The sequence below is a fragment of the Rahnella rivi genome, from assembly GCF_019049655.1.
In the GTDB taxonomy this organism is placed as follows: Bacteria; Pseudomonadota; Gammaproteobacteria; order Enterobacterales; family Enterobacteriaceae; genus Rahnella; species Rahnella rivi.
Genome location: NZ_JAFMOX010000067.1, coordinates 391,302 through 411,420 on the forward strand (window position 1 = coordinate 391,302; position 20,119 = coordinate 411,420).

Below are 20,119 nucleotides of genomic sequence, written 5' to 3' on the forward strand. Positions count from 1 at the left end.
CTTTACTGTATATAAAACCAGTTTATACTGTATGTAATTACAGGTCTGTTGTTATGTACAGGAAGGTGATCATGCTGGCGCAATTAACTATCAGTAACTTTGCTATTGTCCGTGAGTTAGAAATCGATTTTCATGCAGGGATGACGGCAATCACCGGGGAAACCGGTGCTGGTAAGTCCATTGCTATTGACGCGCTCGGACTCTGTCTCGGGAATCGCGCCGACGGCAGTATGGTACGCCTTGGCGCAAGCCGCGCAGATATCTGCGCGCGCTTCACCCTTGCCGACACCCCTTCCGCTAAAGTCTGGCTGGCGGAAAATCAGCTTGATGAAGGGCATGATTGCCTGCTGCGCCGTACAATCAGTAATGACGGACGCTCGCGTGGCTTTATCAATGGTACACCGGTGCCCCTGTCACAGTTGCGTGAGCTGGGCCAGCACCTGATTCAAATCCATGGTCAGCATGCTCATCAGCTTCTGCTCAAACCCGAGCATCAAAAGCATCTGCTTGACGCCTACGCCGATCAACCTTTGCTCTTGGCTGAAATGCGTCAGGCATATCACAACTGGCATCAGAGTTGCCGCCAGCTGGCGCTGTATCAGCAACAAATCAACGAACGTGAATCCCGCCGTCAGTTATTACAATATCAGCTGAAAGAGCTCAATGAGTTCTCACCACAAGCGGGTGAATACGAGCAAATCGATGAAGAGTACAAACGCCTGGCAAACAGTGGGCAGCTTCTCTCACTCAGTCAGAGTGCGCTGTACTTACTGGCGGATGGCGAAGACCAGAATATTGTCAGCCTGCTTTACACCGCTCGTCATCAACTCGCCGAACTGGCCGAGCTCGACAGCAAAATGAATGAGCTGATCGTCATGCTGGATGATGCCTCGATTCAAATCAGCGAGGCCAGCGACGAGCTTCGCCACTACAGTGAACGTCTGGATATGGATCCAAACCGCTTGTTTGAACTTGAACAGCGCTTATCCCGCCAGATGAATTTAGCGCGCAAACATCATGTCCGCCCAGAGGAGTTACCGGAGCATCACCGCCAGTTACTCGAAGAACAGCAGGCGCTTGATGATCAGGAAACCAATCAGGCAGAACTGAGTGAGGCTGTCCAACATCATTATCAGCAGGCCATCGCGATTGCCGGGCAGTTGCACGAAAAACGTCAGTATTTTGCTGATGAGTTAACGCACCTGATCACACAAAGCATGCAGGCACTGTCCATGCCGCACGGTAAATTTAAAATTCAGGTCCAGTTCGAGCCTGAGCATTTAAATATGGAAGGCGCTGATCGCCTTGAGTTCCAGGTCACTACCAATCCGGGTCAGCCATTGCAGGCTTTAGCCAAAGTGGCATCCGGCGGCGAGCTTTCACGTATCGCGCTGGCTATTCAGGTGATCACCGCGCAGAAAATGGAAACGCCGGCATTGATCTTTGATGAAGTGGATGTGGGTATCAGTGGTCCTACGGCTGCCATTGTAGGTCGCTTACTGCGTCAGTTAGGTGAATCAACACAGGTGATGTGCGTGACGCACTTACCGCAGGTTGCAGGTTGTGGTCATCAGCATTATTTTGTTAGCAAAGAAACCGACGGCGAAGTGACAGAAACGCAAATGAATCGCCTGGATAAAAAGGCGCGTTTGCAGGAACTGGCGCGTCTTCTGGGCGGAAGTGAAGTCACCCGAAACACCCTGGCTAATGCAAAAGAGTTGCTCGCAGCGTAAAAAGCTCAACTTTTTTACAGTTCAGCGGTCATACAGGTGCCCCGCAAAGGTTTCAAACTGATGAAAGGTCTATTATCATCGGCATCTTATGCCCTAAAGGAATGTAATGACTATGCGCTGTAAAACGCTAACTGCCGCCGCTGTAGCTCTTGTAATGCTTACTGCGGGCTGTTCCACTCTGGAAAAGGTGGTTTATCGGCCTGACATTAACCAGGGGAATTACCTGTCTCCTGCTGATGTTCAAAAAATTCACACCGGTATGACTAAGCAGCAGGTGGCTTATGTTCTTGGCACACCGATGCTGCACGACCCGTTTGGCAGCGATGTCTGGTTCTACGTGTTCCGTCAGGAACCGGGCCATGAAGGCGTCACTCAGCAAACCCTGACTCTGACCTTTAATGCATCAGGCACGCTGACTAATATCGATAACAAACCGACATTGTCCGACCAAAAATAATCGCCCGGTGTGATGGTCGTTGGTAATCACCAAACATCATCTTTCAGGGTAAAAAAATAAGGCGCCTGAGGCGCCTTATTTTTTGGAGCGTTCTGCGCGAATGCGCCGTAACTCTTTCGGGTCAGCAATCAGCGGCCTGTAAATTTCGATACGGTCGCCATCATTGACGATATCCGTCAGTTTAACCGGACGACTGTAGATACCGAATTTGTTCTTTTTCAGGTCTATATCTTTGCGTAATTCAAGTAAGCCCGAGGCCTGCAGCGCATGTTCAACATTACACCCCTCTTCCAGCTTAACGGTTCGCAGATACTGACGCTCCGGTAACGCGTACACCACTTCAACACGGATCTCAGACACTGTAGACCTCTTTTGCCCTCAGGGTGAATGCCTGAACCATACTGCCAGCAAGTTCCTTAAAGATTTTACCGAATGCTAATTCGATCAGTTTATTCGTAAACTCAAAATCAAGGCTGAGCTGCACTTTACAGGCTTCCGGGCTAAGCTCGATAAAATCCCAGCCCCCGGTAAGCTTACGAAATGGACCATCAACCAGTTGCATATCAATTCGCTTATTACTGATTAACGTATTCTTCGTCGTAAAGGTTTTGCTGATACCCGCCTTCGAGACGTCAACAGCGGCGGTCATCGACGTATCACTGTTATCCAAAATACGGCTACCAGTGCAACCCGGCAGAAACTGCGGGTAAGCATCAACATCATTCACTAACGTGTACATCTGCTCCACGCTAAACGGCACAAGCGCAGAACGACTTATCTGTGGCATATCATTTTCCAGGTGTCATAAAACGTACAGATAATACCATTTATCCGCCCGGTAATAAAAACTACGAAGCACAGGGAGCCAAAACAGGAAAAACCACAGTCTCAGACGCGTGGGGATTTCATTCGGCAACGCTTACAGTATAATAAGTATCACTATGACAAAGAAAAAAGCACATAAACCCGGTTCCGCGACTATCGCGATGAACAAACGCGCTCGCCATGAATATATCATCGAAGATGAATTCGAGGCGGGGCTTGCTTTGCAGGGATGGGAAGTCAAATCGATGCGCGCTGGCAAGGCAAACATCACTGACAGCTACGTCACATTCCGCGACGGTGAAGCCTTTTTGTTTGGCGCAACCATTCAACCTCTTAATGTGGCGTCGAGTCATATCGTCTGCGACCCTACACGTACAAGAAAATTACTGCTGAACAAACGAGAACTTGAAACGCTGTTCGGTAAAGTCAGTCGCGATGGCTACACCGTCGTCGCACTTTCTATGTACTGGAAAAATGCCTGGTCGAAAGTAAAAATCGGTCTTGCTAAAGGTAAGAAAGAGCACGACAAGCGCGATGACATTAAAGATCGTGAGTGGAAAGTAGACAAAGCACGTATCATGAAGCACGCAAATCGCTAAGTCTCTGGCTTAGCTTGGTGTTTTGCTGGTATACTGCGAAATAGTACTTGGGGCTGATTCTGGATTCGACAGGATTTGCGAAGCCCAAGGAGCATGCCGAGGGGCGGTTGGCCTCGTAAAAAGCCGCAAAAAAATAGTCGCAAACGACGAAAACTACGCCCTAGCAGCTTAATACCCTGCTTAGAGCCCTCTCTCCCTAGCCTCCGCTCTTAGGACGGGGATCAAGAGAGGTCAAACCCAAAAGAGATCGCGTGGACACCTTGCCTGGGGTGAAAGCGTTAAACCCAATCAGGATAGTTTGTTAGTGGCGTGTCCATCCGCAGCTAACCGGCGAATGTAAAGATTGGACTAAGCATGTAGTGCCGACGGTGTAGTAATTCTGGACGGGGGTTCAAATCCCCCCAGCTCCACCAAATTCTTGGTTGATGGTTACCAGAGCCATCCAACGAAGTCCTAGAAGCCCGCATGGCGTAAGCCCTGCGGGCTTTTTTGTATCCTCTCGAGTCTGAAGTCACCTAATTAAATCCAATCCTTTTGGGCCCATTGATAGGCCCAATGAAAACTAATATGGTTTTCGTTGGGCCTACAAGAGCGGAGACTGATCATGGCAAGACAAACCAAGCCGTTGACCGATACGGAAATCAAAGCAGCAAAATCTAAAGATGCAGATTATCTTCTGTATGACGGAGATGGCCTGTCACTGCTAATCAAATCGAGCGGCAGTAAACTCTGGCAATTTCGCTACTATCGCCCTTTCACGAAACAACGCACTAAGCAGAGTTTTGGAGCCTACCCTTCGGTCACACTTTCTGAAGCACGCAAGCTGAGAGCAGAATCGCGTGCGTTACTTGCAAAGCAGATCGATCCTCTTGAGCATCAGAAAGAGCAACTCCGGTCTTCACAAGAAGCCAAAACCAACACTTTCAAATTGATTGCCGAACGTTGGTGGAATGTGAAGAAAACTAGCGTAACTGAAAATTATGCTGAAGATATCTAGCGTTCTTTGGAGAGAGACGTTTTTCCTGTTATTGGTGAAATCTGCATTACCGACATCAAAGCCCATACATTGGTCAAAGCCATACAACCAGTTCAAGCCAGAGGGGCCCTGGAAACGGTCAGGCGCTTATGCCAGCGCATTAATGAAGTGATGGTATACGCTCAAAATACCGGGCTCATTGACGCCGTTCCGAGCGTTAATATCGGTAAAGCCTTTGAAAAGCCTCAAAAGAAGAATATGCCCAGTATTCGTCCAGACCAATTGCCCCAGCTAATGCAGACAATGCGCACGGCTAACATTGGACTTTCAACACGCTGCCTGTTCATGTGGCAGTTACTCACCATAACGCGTCCTGCCGAGGCCTCAGAAGCCCGCTGGGATGAAATTAACCTCGACACCAAAGAATGGAAAATCCCTGCTGCAAGAATGAAGATGAACAGGGAACATATCGTCCCCTTATCAGATGAGGCTTTAGCCATTCTGGAGATGATGAAGCCTCTGAACGGTGCTAGGGAGTATGTATTCCCAAGTCGCATCAAACCAACTCAGTCAATGAACAGCCAAACGGTGAATGCGGCGCTTAAACGTGCCGGATTAGGCGGGGTACTCGTCTCGCATGGTCTGCGGTCTATTGCCAGCACAGCACTTAATGAACAAGGTTTTTCACCGGATGTCATAGAGGCCGCGCTAGCTCATGTGGACAAAAATGAGGTACGCCGCGCCTATAACCGCAGTGACTACCTGGAGCAACGGCGTCCCATGATGCAATGGTGGGCTGATTTTATAAGTGCGGCTGATAGCGGAAGTATAATTGAAGGTGGTATTAAAGGATTGCGGCTCGTTGGAACTTAATAATTACCACCTTCACTCATATTTTTATCAAAGGTGTGAAGGTGGTAATTTGAACGCGGCTAAAAATAAAATTATTGAGGCAAAAACGTTGCGGCGTGACTCTAGCTAACTTTTTCGTAGGGTAAATTTAACATTGGAATCGTTTTTTCTAATGCCTGTTCAGCAGTTCTGATATCATTTTCAGGGTTGATCTGATAGGCACTTTCTAGTTTTACAAGCGTTGTACATTTAGGCATCTGGTCATGAATAAGCGCCCGTTCATGAGTCAGCTCTTCATTGAGCAAACCCCGTGTTTTATGTTCAAGCCTCACCGCTACCACTGTGAATGACTGTAACCGACTGGCGCGATAATCCCTTGCGCGTCTCGATACAATTCATTCAGTAATCATAAATATGCTAAAAGGCCATGCCAGGCCTTTTAGCTATAACGGGATATTACAGTTCCGCATCCCAGCTTTTGAAATGACGCATCAATTTTTCGACCGTATGTCGCCATTTTGGCGTAGTGGGTTTGCAGACGGTGTTTTGGTTACCGAAGAATCCAACCTCATTCACAGCTTCATGTTCGCTGCGGGTTTCAAGCCATTTCACCGGCACAAAATACTCTGATTTATCGGGATCATCCGCGTTCTGGCGATACAGTTCGCCATGCTTCAGCACGTCCATCGCGAGTTTTTCGCCGTCTTCAGTGTTGAGCGTAAAACTGCTGGCAGGCTCAACGGCGCTCTGCACAATGCCGACGCCGACATAACCCGTTGCCGGGATTTTTACCCAAACACGATCGCCGGGCTGAAGCTGTTTTAAGGTCTGGCTGTACCAGCTTCCGCCACCTGCACTAATGAAACCATAGCGGCGGGCCTCTTCCCAGTTACGGCTGTTTGGGTCGCCAAACGAGACATAGAACTCCCCGTTCCAGGGTTCCTTCGCTTTGGCACTGGCCCCAGCAGTGGCTTGTGCTGCGTTGGTTTGCGTTTCGCTTGGATCAATAAGCCAGGCACGGCTTAGGAACTGTTCTTCGCCGTGCTGGAACACCTTAAAGAACAGAACGTTTATAGAGATACCCTTCTTACTCAGATAGTCCACGATGCGCTCAGTCGACGGATCCAGCTCCGCTGCCACAATGATGACTTGGTGCGACTGGTTGATGGACTCTTCTTCCAGCTCGGTATTGAAACGTTGCTTAAACGCGTCGCCCAGATTACCGCCACCGGAAAATTTCTCATAAATCTGTGACAGACGGTCTGCGGTTAAATCATCCACCCACGAAGCGTAATCCAGCGCCTGAGCCACCACTTCGCGCGGTGTGCGGTCACGTTTAAGCTCAATCAGAATCAGCGAAGCATCCGGCGCAATCGCCAGCAGGTCGATGCGCCCTTTATCGAGCGTATTTTCCTGATGACCAATAATCATCCACTGGTCAGAGAGGATGGTAGGATCATTTAAGATCATCCTCTCAAGCAACTGCTCACTGACAAGCTTACTGATGGTCAGTGGCTGTGGGTTATCTCCCACCCGCCAGATAGCATGATGAACCGGCATCGTCTGTTCCCTAGTTTAATGCTGCGTCAGTGAGCGCATCCGCCAAGTGGAGCTGGGTTTGCTGGGCGGATTGCAGACGGGATTTGAGGCCTAGGAATAAGACATCCAAGGTTTGTAATTTCTCCATGATCCTCGCAATCTCGTTAGCGGGAGGCAAAGGAATACACATTATCCTTAATCCGGTTAACGGGACTGTTTTTTGTGCAATCCCAGTAGCTATATTTGTTGCAAGATCATATGCGTAAGGTGTTAGAAATACATGTTTTAAATATAAATTAGGCGTATTCAAACAAGATTTGAATATTGCAACATGTCGCTGCACACAAAATTTGTGATTCTCTTTAACAATAATTGGAATACCGTATGAACCAGTCACTGTATAAAGCATGTCATTCTTAGTTGGCTTCTTACTCCAATCTAAATTATCAAAATACTCTTTAGGAACAAACTTGGAGTTTTCTAATGAAACCTCACCTTTATTTAAATTTCCGATTACCAAAAATGGTACTCCATTACTCGCTTTTGGTGGTGCTTGATGATCACCATCAGTTATAATAGAGAACAGAGAACCAAGTCGACACCACTCCCATCCCATTGGTAATTCAAATGGTTTTTTCTCATCATTTACTGGTGGCAACGGTTTTTGCTTTTTAATTTTACCTTCTTTCACCAGTTGCGCTTTTTCCTGCTCAATACGTTTAAGCAGTTCAGAGGCGGGTTCGTCGTTAGGATCCTGTGGCACCAGTTTGCCCATCACCGCCAGTTGCAGAATGGTTTGTTTAAGTGCGTCGATACTGGCTTCGGTGGTAAACAGCGTGTCGAAATACTGGCTGATCCGTGCCCAGTTTTCGGCGAGTTCATCGGCATTTTGGCTGTCGGTAAGCGTTGCCAGCAGCGTTTCAACCAACTGATAATGCGCATCCAGACTGGTCAGGGATTGCTGTTCAAGTTGATCGCAGAGGGACATGAGTTCGTGAACTTTGCAGATAATTCGGTTTTGTTCAGCTTTAGGCGGAAGTGCAAACACTGTGGCAATAAGTTTTTCTCTTGAGATATTCGGTTGAGCTCCACCAGCGCCCATGCCTATAAAAATCCGCTTGTAAGCTTTTAAAAGAGTTAATAAATAGACATTCGAAATTCCACTATATGGGGTACAAGCACATACTGCCTGATTAGTAGTACCGCGAACATTTAGGATCGATGTCTTACCAATTGTAGCTCCATACATCGCAATTAATACATCACCGATATTATTATCTCGGAGTGAACATTCTTGCAAAGCCAATTCTGTAACTGTCTCCTCTGAATCCGAAATGAAATCTGAGGAAAGCTCGCCTGATTTAAACCACGGAATATTACCATTATAATATTCTGAATTAGAGCGGCTTGGCGTAGAACCAGCCCCCCAATTACCTATGTCATTTAAATAACACCATTCCCAACCATCTGGTAATTCAAAGGGTATTTTGGAGTTTGTAATTTTTTCAAGTGTTTTAGGCTTTCTAATCACTTTACTCTTAACTAGTTCATCTCTTTCTTTTGCAATACGTTTCAGCAATTCAGACGCCGGTTCATCATTCGGATCCTGCGGCACCAGCTTGCCGCGCACGGCCAGTTCGAGGATCAGTTCACGCAGCTTTTTGATGCCGTAAAGATCAATTTTTCCAGAGATTCCTCGTCCGGCGGTGGAACGGGTGCGCAGAGCGGACGTCCAGGTATCGATATGTTGGGTGATCAGTTGTTCGACAGCCATCAGTTCGCTCCTTTACCGGCCAGCGCAGCACCGAGGATGTCGCGCAGCTGATTGCGCAGTTCGCTGATTTCTGTTTGCTGCTGCTGATACTGACTTAACAGTTCATCCGGATCATGGCTGATGGTTTCGCCCTGATACGGGTTTTTAATGTCGAGGTTGAAGTTGCGGGTAATGATCTCGTCGATGCCCACTTTCCAGGCCTGATGGCTCTCTTCGCGGCTGGCAAAGCCGTCGGCTTCATCGCCCCACCAGTCGATTTCTGTCTGAAATTCTTCAAACTTCATCGGGCGGGTTTTGTTGTAGTTCTTCACGCCTGCCGGGTACGGATGCTCATAGAACCAGATGTCTTTGGTCGGCTGGCCTTTGGTGAAGAACAGAATGTTGGTTTTAATGCCGGTGTACGGGTTAAACACGCCGTTCGGCAGGCGCACGATGGTGTGCAGGTTGCACTCTTCAGTCAGCATCTTTTTGATTTTGGTTTTTACGCCTTCACCAAATAAGGTACCGTCCGGCAGAACGACGGCTGCGCGGCCTTTATCGGCCAGCACTTCGACGATCAGTTGCAGGAATAGATCGGCGGTTTCGCGGGTCTGCATTTCGGCCGGGAAATTCTTCTCGATGCCATCTTCTTCGGTGCCACCAAACGGCGGGTTGGTGACAATCACGTCAAGCTGCTCATCCCATGAGGAGAGCGGTTTGTTCAGCGTGTTGTCGTGGCGGATTTGTACCGGCACTTCAATGCCGTGCAGCAACATGTTGGTGGTACACAACAAATGTGGAAGCTGCTTTTTCTCGACGCCGAAAATCTGCTTTTGCAGTATCTGATGGTCTTCGGTGGTGTTGACGTAATGTTCTTTGACGTGGTCAAAGGCACAGGCCAGAAAACCGCCTGTACCACAGGCCGGGTCCATAATCGATTCGCCCAGTTTCGGGTCGATGCGATTCACCATAAAACGCGTTACGGCGCGCGGAGTATAGAACTCACCGGCGTTACCGGCGCTTTGTAAATCACGCAGGATCTGTTCGTAGATATCACCAAACAGGTGGCGTTCATTGCTGTTGCTGAAATCAATTTCGTTCAGCTTGTTGATCACCTGACGCAGCAAAGTACCGTTTTTCATGTAGTTGTAGGCATCGCTGAAAGCCTGCTTCACGACAAAACCGCGTGGATTGGTATCAAGCGGCGCAGTCAGATTTTTCAGTGCCGGGAACAGGTCGTCGTTAACAAACTCCATCAACGCATCGCCGGTGATCCCTTCATTATTGGCTGCCCAGGTGCGCCACAGATAACGCTGCGGGATCGGCAGACGATAATCATCCTGCTCAAGTTCCAGCTCTTCTTCCTGTGTATCGAAAATCTTCAGGAACAGCAGCCATGAAAGCTGACCAAGACGTTGGGCATCACCATCGACACCGGCGTCTTTACGCATGATGTCCTGAAGGGATTTAATGACGGAGCTTATAGACATAGTGGTTTCCATACTTCAAAAAATGATGCCACCGGAAGCCAAAGCCACCGGTGGCAGAAAAGTGTCGTGCAGTCAGGCGGAGCGTGGCGACGGCTGGTAGATTTCGTTTTCCAGTTCGTTCACGGCGTTCTCATAGGATTTTTTATCGCCAAAGCTGTTTTTGATAATTTCTAACGGGCGGCCAAGGGTATCGAAAGGTTTCAGTTTTAGCACCTGAATATCTTCAATTTCGTGCACACCCTGATCGGCATATTTGTCCAGCAGCGTATTTAAAACGTTCTGTGCGGGTGCGGAATATTTGGTGAAGTAATTACGCTTACGCACGTTGTCCGCGCGTTCACGACGCGTCAGCGGCGGCTGACCGTAAACGACGTGGCAGAGCAGATCAAACGGGTCGAGATCTTTACCCACCTCTTCCGCCAGCACTTCCCACAGAATGCCCAATTCCTTTAATTCATCGATGATTACCTGTTTGCGGGTGGCAGACTGCCACTTACGGGTAAAATCATCAAGCGATGCGTAGTCTCTGTCTTTTAGCAGCGTTTTGCGGGTGTAATCCTGGAAGGATTCGGTGACCAGTTTCCCATCCGCATCGTAATACTGAACGCGTTTTGCCAGGACTTTCACCTGCACGCCATTCACGTAGAATTTACGGATTGGACGTTCTTCATCTTCTTCAAAAGGCGCGAAATCCGGATCGGGCGTAACGTTATATTCCCCCGGTGTTTCGTGAACCGCTAAGGTATCAGGATCCGGTATTTCATCCGTAGATTCATCTTCCAGCATTTCATCAAACTCAGAATCCGGATCGGAGATGTCCTCCGGCGTGGTGCGGATCACTTTTTCCGGCACGCCATCAAAACGTTCATCGGCAAACAGTTCCGTGGCTTTTTTGAAGTCGAGAATAGTGAACCACAGTTTGCCGAATTTCTCGTTGATACGCGTACCGCGCCCGATGATCTGTTTAAATTTGGTCATGGACTGAATATTTTGGTCTAGCACTACCAGCTTGCAGGTTTGGGCATCGACGCCCGTACTCATCAGCTCGGAGGTGGTTGCGATAACCGGATACGGCTTTTTCGGATTGATGAAGTTATCCAGCTGCGCCTTGCCGATATCGTCGTCACCGGTAATTTTCATCACATACTTTTCATTCTTCGCGACCTGCTCAGGGTTCAGGTTCACCAGCGCCCGGCGCATACGTTCTGCATGATCGATGTCGTTACAGAAGACGATGGTTTTATCCATCGGATTAGTGCGTTTTAAATAATCGGTAATGGTCTGCGCTACCAGTTGAGTACGTTCATCAATCACCAGCGTGCGGTCAAAATCCTTCTGGTTATAGATGCGGTCATCCACCAGCTCACCGTTTTTATCCATCTGCCCGATAGTTGGACGCCAGCCTTGCAGATCAACGTCGATATCTACGCGGACCACTTTATAAGGTGCGAGAAAGCCGTCTTCAATCCCTTCTTTCAGCGAATAGGTATAAACCGGCTCACCGAAGTAATCGGTATTGGACACTTCGTCTGTTTCTTTCGGCGTTGCCGTCAGGCCGATCTGCGTGGCGCTGCTGAAATAATCAAGAATTTCGCGCCAGGCGCTATCTTCCGAAGCGCTGCCGCGATGGCATTCGTCAATCACAATCAAATCGAAGAAATCAGGAGCGACCTGTTTATAAGCTTTCTGATGTTCTTCCGGCCCGGTAATGGCCTGATAAAGCGCCAGCTGAATTTCATACGCCGGGTCGATGGTACGCCCGGTGACTTTTGCCATTGCTGTGCCGAAAGGCTGAAAATCATTATTTTTGGATTGGTCGACGAGGATATTGCGGTCGGCAAGGAACAAAATGCGTTTCTTATTTTTTGCCTTCCATAAACGCCAGATGATTTGAAACGCGGTGTAGGTTTTACCGGTACCGGTCGCCATCACCAGCAGTACCCGCTTTTGTCTGGCAGAGACGGCGGCTATGGTTTTGTTAATCGCCTGAAGCTGATAATAACGCGGTGATTTACCGGTGCTGTCATCGTAATAATCCTGACTGATCACCGGTAGCTGCTCAGCGGTAAATCCTTTCCAAAAGCAATATTTTTCCCAAAGCTGTAGCGGTGTCGGGAAATCGGCGAGCGATATTTCAGACTCGAGTTGTGAGGGATTGGTTTTGTCGTGAAAAATAAAACCATCGCCGTTGGAAGCAAACACAAAGGGCACATCAAGCAAACGAGCGTACCCCAGCCCTTGCTGCATACCCTTGCCGATCTCATGCTTATTGGCTTTTGCTTCTACAACCGCAAGCGGTAATCCCGGCTTATGGTAAAGCACGATATCAGCGGATTTCACCGTCAGGCGTGCCGCCAGTTTTCCGCGTACCACGACTTTCCCGTCGCGAAGTTTTACCTCTTGGCGAATCTGCGTCATCACATCCCAACCCGCCTCTTGAATCGCAGGCAGGATGAATTTTGTGATGATGTCCGTTTCGGTCAAATGAGTTTTGTTAACGCCAGCCATAGCAGAGTTCCCAACGGTGGTGTGTGTCTTCAGATTAACTTACAAAGGTGTTTCAAATCATGACGTAAAACTAGGTTTTAATCCATAAGCCAACACAGCGTGTGCCTTTCACGAAAAAATCGTCATGAAAAAATATCTCAGGATTGCCGATAATTGTTCTCTCAGAGAGAAGACTAGCTAATGCAACTCTGGATTAGCGGGATACTTACACAGTGAGGTGGATTGGTTGCAGTAATGCGAAAGATAATTTAATTCTCACCGCCTCAGATGATAATGAGGCGGTGAGAATTTCATATCTACAGGAGCTGTATTTTTGCATCAACTCCAGCATGTTCTCTTAAAAGATAAATTAAACCACCACCATCAATTAATTCTATAGGTTTATCTTTACAGAAATTATAAGCATCTTTGCCATATTTACTAGTGCAAACCAAGATTCCTTTATTTGCACCTTCATTCATCATGGTTCCATAAAGATCTCGTACGGCACTCACACCTACAGTATCTTTATATCTTTTAGCTTGAATGACAACTTTCCCACCAAGTATAGGTCTTGTATCAAACGCTATTGCATCAACCCCGCCATCTTTAGTACCTCGGGTTAGTTTGGTATCTAATCCCATCTGCGAAAAAAGATTTGAAACTAAAACCTCGAACTCCCCAGGGGATAAATCCATAAGATTAGGACGCGATTCCAATCCAGATAAGGCATCACCCTGCTCAATAAATCTCTTATCTACCATATTAAATTCTATAATAGGCTTAATTGCTTGAAGTTCTTCAGGATGATTAGATACTTGAGCACCAAGACTACGAAGGCAAGCTACCTTATCTATTCGGTCTAATTTTATAGCCATAAACTCTTCTTTGAAAGCTCTAACAGATACGACATTTACATTGATATCATGCCCACTAGTTGGGTCGATCGTATCGAGCACCCCATTGAATACTACTGATAATATAGCACCAGCCTGATCAGCCTCAAAAATCTCATGTAATGTACGCAAAGCAATTGCAGCTATAATATCTTGATATAGCTTATTTATTTCAAATGGCTTTCTTAGTTTTGAAGTTATCGCATCACGCGTCTTAATATATTTGTATTCTAAATCCTTAGGGATAACATCGATACTAGGTATGAAATACTCTATTACTAATTCCTTGTTTGCAATTGTATAGGCAAGACGGAAATTTTGTTGAAATCCATCTTGCGGATACTCAGAGCGAGTAAGAACCATTTCGCAGTAATTTTTAACGGATAGTTCATCTCCAGAAAAATAACTTATTTCAAACTCATCAATATCTTCATTATGCCGATTCACCTCATCAAGATATCTATTTTTTTCTCGTGAATATTCATTTTTCATCTCTTCGATTTTCTGGCTTTTTTCTTTTTCTTTAGAGATATACTCTTTCATTTCAATTTCTAATTTCTTCTCAGCCAACTCTACTTTCGAATTGTATTTTTTACCCGCACCAGGTATTAACTTTCTCCATCCCATCGGCATAGGTACGAAATCTATTATCGGGCTACTGTCGGGTAAAAGATGGCTCGGTGTCTGAAATTTTTTAAAACTAGGTACCATTTTTAAACTTGAAAAATCAATAGAATCATCATGATTTAAAGTGTGTTCTAAAATGCCAGATAATTCAGAGATTGTTTCAACCAAATCAGAATTAAGATCGTTAACCTCCTCTATTCTATCTTCTAAATACATTACTTTAGCAAGTTTATCTGCCTCCTTTTGCTCACGAATTAACTGTTTTTCTTCACGCACGTATTGTGCATATTCTTGTCTGTTCTGCCTTTCTACACGCCTAGCTTCAGCGGCATGGCTTCTCAGAGATCTTTTATTTTCACGGTCAATTGCCGCAGCAGCCCTAACCGAAGCCCTCAAAAAACCCTCAAAACCGGATCTACGCCCCATTTTATGTCCTTAAATTAGTTTAGCGCTTTTACTGTGTATAAATGATAACAAACAATTTTTTTCATAATAGGCGAAGTCATGAACCAAAAATACCTTTTGGGATCATCGTGAATAGAAGTGAAGGCTATGAAATGACTTAAAAAAATTTAACCAACTGAAAAAAAAGAGTTTTCTATAAGAGTGAACACTGTGACCAGTTTTTCTATAAATCTTTTTGTATCGCGTAGGCTAGTCAGAGTCACCCTACTCAAAGCGTTCAAAATATGAACATAACAAAGCACGATTATCTGCATTGGTATACGTTTAGGTATACACCACAAATCTGAACTCGTAATTAACTAGTTAAAACAATAATTTAGCTAATTTCCTCAACCTCCCCCAGCCCACCAAACAAGGTTTCGGTTATTACCAGATAAGACCGTTACCGCAAAGAAAGCCGCAGCCCGCAAGGGTTTGCGGCTTTTTTATTGCCTGTTATCAAACCGCATTTGTGTACCTCTCACGCCCCAAAAAATTTCATTGATCTATTTCTTCGACTAATTTAGAGTTTACTTAAATTAGTAAACTCTAAATTAAAAAATGAAAAATACCGAAATCCGTTTTCTGCAAGAAGGCGCGACTCAGGCGGCACAACTTCTTAAGTCCATGAGTAACACCAATAGATTAATGATTCTTTGCATGCTCATTGACTCGCCAGGCACTTCTGCGGGCGATCTGAGCAGGCTGACCGGATTGAGTCCTTCCGCGACCTCCCAGCATCTGGCAAGGATGAAGGAAGATGATTTGATTGAATGTTCCAGGGATGAGCAAAGAAGGAATTACTTCATCAAAAATGAATCGATTCGAAAAGTTATCGCAACGTTAAAGGACATTTACTGCCCTGAGGATGTGAAATGATCGTGAAGACCGTAAGTCCATCTGAAGCACAAGAGCTTATGAACAATGGCAGCACATTGATCGATATCCGTGAACCTGCAGAATTTTTGCGTGAACACGTTCCCGGAGCACACTCTTTCCCGCTGTCTGACATCGTATTGGGAAAAAGCATTAAAAATCTTCCGATACAACATCCGGTCATTTTTCACTGTTTAGCAGGCTCCCGGACAACTCAAAATGCCGAGGCACTTGTCAGAGCTGCGGCGCCCGTCCCGGTTCTGTTGCTTTCAGGAGGAATTAACGCCTGGAAAAGCGCAAATCTTCCAACCGTAGAGGATAAAAAACAGCCGCTTCCGATCATGCGACAAGTTCAAATCGCAGCCGGAACGCTTATCCTTATCGGGATCCTGATGGGATACACAATCGATACAAGCTTATTTCTTTTGTCCGGATTCGTCGGTGCGGGCCTTCTTTTTGCGGGTATCAGCGGCTGGTGTGGAATGGCGATCCTGCTTTCCAACATGCCGTGGAACAGGATTAATAAATAAGTATGGGGTTTTTAAAAAAGCCGCAGCCCGTGAGATGTGCGGCTTTCTGTGCAGTTAGTGCCAGTGATTATTTTCACATCTGTCCTTCGTTGCGAAGGAAGCAGATTGGAAGAGCATTTACTGTGCTTCTAAATAGTGCTTGAGCGTCATTCGCAAATCTGGCGTTAATTCTTTGATGTTATTAAGCATCCAGCACAAATATGCCGGATCATCTTGCGCGATTTCCTCAATTTTTTTTCCACGATATTTACCGAACATCATTGTGCTCACCAGCGCAGGACGCCCGGTGATCGTCACCATCTGTTCAGGTGTCCAGCCTGACTCATCCATAATCCGAATCAATAACGCCGCCGTGATATAGCAGTCAAAAAGCGCACGGTGATGATGAAGCTCCGCAGGCGTTTCCACTTGCAGCTTGAGGGATTTGTATAACCCCATATTGCTGTACTTGATGCCAGGCCATAAACGTCGCGCAAGTTTGACAGTACAAATCCATTCGCCTGACATCTCAGGGAGCATACGCTGGTCAAAGCTGGCGTTATGAGCAACATAATATGGGCTCCCGTGGTAACGAGGAATGATGTCCTCTATCCAGGGTTTATCGGCCACCATGGCTTCAGTTATTTTATGAATTGCCATCGCCTGATAGCTAATAGGACGGTCGGGACGCACCAGATCGCTCATCGGATTGACGATCTGTCCATCTACGATATCGACAGAAGCAACTTCAACCACACCACCTTGCAATCCACAGGTTTCCGTATCGATAACGCGCAACATATTCCACTCCAGATGACCAGCAAACGCCGACTAAAAATGTAAGCGTAAAGGAATGAACTCACTCTGCCAACCGCTGAATCATTGAAAAGTAAACCGTGGCCATCGTTCACAGCTAAATCCAGGAACGACCGTGCAAAGCCTGCGGCTGAAAAAGGGTGAACTGCATGTCACATATAAAACACGAACAGAAAGACTTCGCCTAAGGTTTAAAAAATATCGGCTCCCCTCTTTGCAGCCGCACAGAAACAACGCGGCGACCACCCTTTCCTGAATTTATCTCTCAAATTAATCTGCCTGCTACTGCAACGACTCACATTGTTTTCGATACTCAACGCAGCGTCTGAAACTGCCCGTTCCCCAGATTCTCCGGGTGGATTACATTCATCACCAGGCGGACGTCTGCAACCTGAAAGGAGTTAAACAAGAATGAGGTCTATCGCTGTGTCTCTGAGAGCCTGTTGGGCCTCATCGCTGATATCCGTGTCCGTAATGATGGTGTCGATTTTTTCCATCGGCAGCACCAGGTTATACCCGCGACGACCAAATTTAGTGGAATCGGTGACGACGACAACGCGCTGAGCGGCATCGGCCATAATCCCGCTGATGCTGTAGCCCTCATTAAACGTCGTAATTCCGGTCGCCGCATCCAGACCATCGGCTCCCACGAACATCAGGTTAGCCACGATGCCCTGCAAGGCATACTCCGTGATATTGCCATGCAATGAACGCGTTTTGTGCCTCAGTGTTCCGCCACAAACAACCAGCGTGATATCCGGGTTCTCAGACAATACAAAAGCCGCCGGTAAGTTATTAGTAATGACCGTGATATCGCCGGATTTCACCAGTTCCTCAGCCAGCAACATAGTGGTGCTACCGCTATCAAGGATCACCGTATCGCCGGGCTTCACCATGCCTGCCGCAGCCTGCGCAATGCGCTTTTTAGGATCGCTGGCCTGAAGATAACGCTCTTCGAGAATCAATTCGTCCTGCGGCTTATCCTGCCCGTCACTTGCCTTGTCTTCACGCTTTGCCGCGCCGCCATGAAACCGGGTGAGTTCGCCTTTTTGACCCAGCAGGGTCAGATCCGCACGAACAGTCACCTCAGACACACCGAAAGCATTCGAAAGCTCAGCAACCTGAACGGTGCCTTTCTGATTCACTAATTCAACAATTTTATTGCGACGATCGTAAGTATTCATCCTGTTTAGTCCAAAACGTCCTATTTCGCACAGTGTAAACAAAAGATATCGAAGTGAGGATAAAAAATTAACGGGGATGTGAAATACAGCACGCTTAGCTTGCCGCCGGCCTCGCCAGAAAGCATCCCCCTCTCTCGCCCCTCAATCCAAAATGAAAGAAAACGAATGAAATGACTTACGAAATATTACGATCATCATCACGAAACACAAACAACGCTATTGTTAGACTTTCGAAAAGACACGAATATCTTCGAAAACAAACGGAGGAAAAATGAAAGAAATAATCAGGAAGCATAAGAGTGGCGAAAGTATCGGGATATGCTCAGTCTGCTCAGCTCATCCTTTAGTGATCGAGGCCGCGCTAAGAGAAGATCTGCACAGTGGTCGTAAGGTGCTGATTGAAGCTACATCTAATCAGGTTAATCAGTACGGCGGTTACACCGGTATGCTGCCGATTGATTTTCGCGATTTTGTGCTCGCAATAGCGGAGAAATTGGGGTTTCCGGTTCAGCGTCTTATTTTGGGAGGTGACCATCTCGGGCCAAATTGCTGGCAGAGTGAAAATGCTGAAAGTGCGATGAGCAAAGCGGAAGTCTTGATAGCACGCTACGTCGAAGCCGGATTCAGCAAGATCCATCTCGATGCCTCGATGTCCTGTGCGGACGATCCTGTCCCGCTTGATCCTCTCGTTGTGGCTCAGCGCGCAGCCCGCTTATGCAAGGTCGCGGAAAAGGTCGCGACACCACAGCAGAAACAGATGCTGACGTACGTTATCGGGACAGAAGTTCCGGTACCCGGTGGCGAAGCGTCCGCGATTAAGCATGTTCATGTGACCGAAGCCAAAGATGCCAAAGCGACGCTGGATATGCACTATCAGGCATTCCGTGAAGCAGGGCTGGAAAGTGCCATTGATCGGATTATCGCCGTCGTTGTTCAGCCGGGAGTTGAATTTGACCATAGCCGGGTGATCCATTATCAGCCCACTCTGGCAGAGGATTTATCAGCCTTTATCGATGACACCCCGCTGGTTTATGAAGCGCACTCTACCGATTACCAGACCCGTGACTCATACCGACATCTGGTAAAAGACCATTACGCGATCCTCAAAGTGGGTCCGGCACTGACATTTGCGCTGCGTGAGGCTGTATTCGCGCTGGCCAATATCGAACAAGTCCTGGTTGCGCCTGAATCCCGCAGCCAGATCCTCACAGTGATCGACGGCGTGATGCTGGATGAGCCTGGCTACTGGAAAAAGTATTACAACCCGACGTTCAGCCTGTCACTTATCGACCTGCACTTCAGCCTTTCCGACCGCATTCGCTACTACTGGCCACACGCCCGTATTAATCGCGCGATGGAAGTCCTGATCGGTAATCTCCAGTCGCTTGATATCCCGCTTGGTTTACTGAGTCAGTACCTGCCAGCTCAGTTCGAACGGGTGATGTCGGGTGAACTTGCCAGCCATCCTCATGAACTGATCATCGACAAAATCCAGGATGTATTACGTGCCTATCACTTCGGCTGCACGCCACAAGTGACGGCCTGTGGAGAATGCAGCCATGCATAACTGCCAGGTGTTTGTAAAAACAGGCATCGCCTTCGAGGATTACCACGAAGCACTGACGCACATTGGTGAATCTATGGTGCAGGCGGGCGTTGTACAAACCAGCTATCCACAGGCGTTATTGATTCGTGAAGCGGAATTTCCAACCGGCATTCAGCTCGAACACCATGCGGTGGCTATTCCGCATTGCGAAGCCATGCACGCCCGAACCCCGTCCATTTATCTGATCCGTCCGGACGCACCAGTGGAGTTTTTCCAGGCTGATGATGAAGGCACTGTCGCGGCTTCGCTGATTATTGCGTTGATCGTCACCCATCCCTCTGAGCAGTTGGTGTTATTGCGCAAATTATTCAGCCAGCTGCAGGAACCCACGTTTTACGAAAGCCTGCTCACTGTGCCTGAAGACCAGCTGGCAGAACTGTTTAAACAACACGTTTTTGTCCCGGCGCCGGAGAACGCTGCCGCGGTGTAAACCTGAACCCCCTGTGATTC

16 protein-coding genes, 1 other RNA gene and 1 pseudogene are annotated in these 20,119 nt (G+C 47.3%); 9 read left to right on the plus strand and 9 right to left on the minus strand.

Annotation, left to right across the window (positions count from 1 at the left end; translation table 11 throughout):
* Positions 1 to 71 precede the first annotated feature (71 nt).
* Together recN and bamE are read left to right on the plus strand one after the other, a co-directional pair.
* The gene (gene recN, locus J1779_RS24895) at positions 72 to 1,733 is read left to right on the plus strand and encodes a DNA repair protein RecN (RefSeq protein WP_162997860.1); all 1,662 of its coding nucleotides are present in this window, start codon (positions 72 to 74) and stop codon (positions 1,731 to 1,733) included.
* 112 nt (positions 1,734 to 1,845) lie between these two features.
* The gene (gene bamE, locus J1779_RS24900) at positions 1,846 to 2,190 is read left to right on the plus strand and encodes an outer membrane protein assembly factor BamE (protein WP_056770807.1); all 345 of its coding nucleotides are present in this window, start codon (positions 1,846 to 1,848) and stop codon (positions 2,188 to 2,190) included.
* Between the two features lie 75 nt (positions 2,191 to 2,265).
* On the opposite strand, the gene J1779_RS24905 is transcribed toward bamE, so the two are convergent.
* Both J1779_RS24905 and J1779_RS24910 read right to left on the minus strand, forming a co-directional pair.
* Entirely contained in the window at positions 2,266 to 2,550 is a 285-nt protein-coding gene (locus J1779_RS24905) for an RnfH family protein (RefSeq protein ID WP_136374701.1), read from the minus strand.
* Entirely contained in the window at positions 2,543 to 2,977 is a 435-nt protein-coding gene (locus J1779_RS24910) for a type II toxin-antitoxin system RatA family toxin (protein ID WP_056770801.1), read from the minus strand. The genes J1779_RS24905 and J1779_RS24910 overlap by 8 nt, the downstream gene beginning before the upstream one ends.
* Positions 2,978 to 3,131: 154 nt before the next feature.
* On the opposite strand from J1779_RS24910, the gene smpB reads away from it, so the two are divergent.
* The 3 genes and pseudogenes from smpB to J1779_RS24925 all read left to right on the plus strand — a co-directional run bounded on the left by smpB (position 3,132) and on the right by J1779_RS24925 (position 5,463).
* Positions 3,132 to 3,614, plus strand: coding sequence for an SsrA-binding protein SmpB (gene smpB, locus J1779_RS24915; RefSeq protein WP_015698410.1), 483 nt, complete (start codon positions 3,132 to 3,134; stop codon positions 3,612 to 3,614).
* Positions 3,615 to 3,663: 49 nt separating this feature from the next.
* Positions 3,664 to 4,027: a transfer-messenger RNA gene (gene ssrA / locus J1779_RS24920) on the plus strand.
* Positions 4,028 to 4,218: 191 nt separating this feature from the next.
* Positions 4,219 to 5,463 (plus strand): annotated as a pseudogene (locus J1779_RS24925) (integrase).
* Positions 5,464 to 5,898: 435 nt separating this feature from the next.
* Here J1779_RS24925 and J1779_RS24930 read toward each other — a convergent pair.
* The 5 genes from J1779_RS24930 to J1779_RS24950 form a co-directional block, all read right to left on the minus strand.
* Positions 5,899 to 7,002: a PDDEXK family nuclease gene (locus tag J1779_RS24930; RefSeq protein WP_217205015.1), complete on the minus strand. Its 1,104-nt coding sequence runs from the start codon at positions 7,000 to 7,002 to the stop codon at positions 5,899 to 5,901.
* A gap of 10 nt (positions 7,003 to 7,012) precedes the next feature.
* Complete coding sequence (locus J1779_RS24935) at positions 7,013 to 8,755, minus strand: restriction endonuclease subunit S (RefSeq protein WP_217205016.1); 1,743 nt, start codon at positions 8,753 to 8,755, stop codon at positions 7,013 to 7,015.
* Complete coding sequence (locus J1779_RS24940; RefSeq protein WP_217205017.1) at positions 8,755 to 10,224, minus strand: N-6 DNA methylase; 1,470 nt, start codon at positions 10,222 to 10,224, stop codon at positions 8,755 to 8,757. Before J1779_RS24940 ends, J1779_RS24935 begins: the two co-directional genes overlap by 1 nt.
* A gap of 72 nt (positions 10,225 to 10,296) precedes the next feature.
* A complete protein-coding gene (gene hsdR, locus J1779_RS24945; protein ID WP_217205018.1) occupies positions 10,297 to 12,732 on the minus strand; it encodes an EcoAI/FtnUII family type I restriction enzme subunit R in 2,436 nt (811 codons plus the stop codon).
* A 296-nt stretch (positions 12,733 to 13,028) separates the two neighbouring features.
* Entirely contained in the window at positions 13,029 to 14,660 is a 1,632-nt protein-coding gene (locus tag J1779_RS24950; protein ID WP_217205019.1) for a restriction endonuclease, read from the minus strand.
* 579 nt (positions 14,661 to 15,239) lie between these two features.
* Here J1779_RS24950 and J1779_RS24955 point away from each other — a divergent pair.
* Positions 15,240 to 15,557 carry an ArsR/SmtB family transcription factor gene (locus J1779_RS24955; protein WP_217205020.1) on the plus strand — a complete coding sequence of 106 codons (318 nt, stop codon included), beginning with the start codon at positions 15,240 to 15,242 and terminating at the stop codon, positions 15,555 to 15,557.
* Positions 15,554 to 16,084, plus strand: coding sequence for a rhodanese family protein (locus J1779_RS24960; protein ID WP_217205021.1), 531 nt, complete (start codon positions 15,554 to 15,556; stop codon positions 16,082 to 16,084). The genes J1779_RS24955 and J1779_RS24960 overlap by 4 nt, the downstream gene beginning before the upstream one ends.
* Before the next feature lie 117 nt (positions 16,085 to 16,201).
* Here J1779_RS24960 and exoX read toward each other — a convergent pair whose 3' ends face one another.
* Both exoX and J1779_RS24970 read right to left on the minus strand, forming a co-directional pair.
* A complete protein-coding gene (gene exoX, locus J1779_RS24965; RefSeq protein WP_217205022.1) occupies positions 16,202 to 16,864 on the minus strand; it encodes an exodeoxyribonuclease X in 663 nt (220 codons plus the stop codon).
* Between the two features lie 416 nt (positions 16,865 to 17,280).
* Positions 17,281 to 18,063, minus strand: coding sequence for a DeoR/GlpR family DNA-binding transcription regulator (locus tag J1779_RS24970; RefSeq protein ID WP_056773108.1), 783 nt, complete (start codon positions 18,061 to 18,063; stop codon positions 17,281 to 17,283).
* Positions 18,064 to 18,334: 271 nt separating this feature from the next.
* Between J1779_RS24970 and gatZ the strand changes: the two genes are divergently transcribed.
* Both gatZ and gatA read left to right on the plus strand, forming a co-directional pair.
* A complete protein-coding gene (gene gatZ / locus J1779_RS24975) occupies positions 18,335 to 19,630 on the plus strand; it encodes a tagatose-bisphosphate aldolase subunit GatZ (RefSeq protein ID WP_217205023.1) in 1,296 nt (431 codons plus the stop codon).
* Positions 19,623 to 20,099 (plus strand): PTS galactitol transporter subunit IIA, encoded by a 477-nt coding sequence (gene gatA / locus J1779_RS24980; protein ID WP_217205024.1) that lies wholly within the window; start codon positions 19,623 to 19,625, stop codon positions 20,097 to 20,099. The genes gatZ and gatA overlap by 8 nt, the downstream gene beginning before the upstream one ends.
* The last annotated feature ends 20 nt before the right edge of the window (positions 20,100 to 20,119 follow it).

What these genes read in the sequence shown, in the direction of transcription:
- hsdR (WP_217205018.1), bottom strand. Translation starts at nt 12,732, where the DNA reads ATGGCTGGCGTTAACAAAACTCATTTGACCGAAACGGACATCATCACA.
- J1779_RS24955 (WP_217205020.1), top strand. Translation starts at nt 15,240, where the DNA reads ATGAAAAATACCGAAATCCGTTTTCTGCAAGAAGGCGCGACTCAGGCG.
- bamE (WP_056770807.1), top strand. Translation starts at nt 1,846, where the DNA reads ATGCGCTGTAAAACGCTAACTGCCGCCGCTGTAGCTCTTGTAATGCTT.
- J1779_RS24930 (WP_217205015.1), bottom strand. Translation starts at nt 7,002, where the DNA reads ATGCCGGTTCATCATGCTATCTGGCGGGTGGGAGATAACCCACAGCCA.
- gatZ (WP_217205023.1), top strand. Translation starts at nt 18,335, where the DNA reads ATGAAAGAAATAATCAGGAAGCATAAGAGTGGCGAAAGTATCGGGATA.
- exoX (WP_217205022.1), bottom strand. Translation starts at nt 16,864, where the DNA reads ATGTTGCGCGTTATCGATACGGAAACCTGTGGATTGCAAGGTGGTGTG.
- J1779_RS24935 (WP_217205016.1), bottom strand. Translation starts at nt 8,755, where the DNA reads ATGGCTGTCGAACAACTGATCACCCAACATATCGATACCTGGACGTCC.
- J1779_RS24960 (WP_217205021.1), top strand. Translation starts at nt 15,554, where the DNA reads ATGATCGTGAAGACCGTAAGTCCATCTGAAGCACAAGAGCTTATGAAC.
- J1779_RS24970 (WP_056773108.1), bottom strand. Translation starts at nt 18,063, where the DNA reads ATGAATACTTACGATCGTCGCAATAAAATTGTTGAATTAGTGAATCAG.
- gatA (WP_217205024.1), top strand. Translation starts at nt 19,623, where the DNA reads ATGCATAACTGCCAGGTGTTTGTAAAAACAGGCATCGCCTTCGAGGAT.
- J1779_RS24950 (WP_217205019.1), bottom strand. Translation starts at nt 14,660, where the DNA reads ATGGGGCGTAGATCCGGTTTTGAGGGTTTTTTGAGGGCTTCGGTTAGG.
- J1779_RS24940 (WP_217205017.1), bottom strand. Translation starts at nt 10,224, where the DNA reads ATGTCTATAAGCTCCGTCATTAAATCCCTTCAGGACATCATGCGTAAA.
- J1779_RS24910 (WP_056770801.1), bottom strand. Translation starts at nt 2,977, where the DNA reads ATGCCACAGATAAGTCGTTCTGCGCTTGTGCCGTTTAGCGTGGAGCAG.
- smpB (WP_015698410.1), top strand. Translation starts at nt 3,132, where the DNA reads ATGACAAAGAAAAAAGCACATAAACCCGGTTCCGCGACTATCGCGATG.
- recN (WP_162997860.1), top strand. Translation starts at nt 72, where the DNA reads ATGCTGGCGCAATTAACTATCAGTAACTTTGCTATTGTCCGTGAGTTA.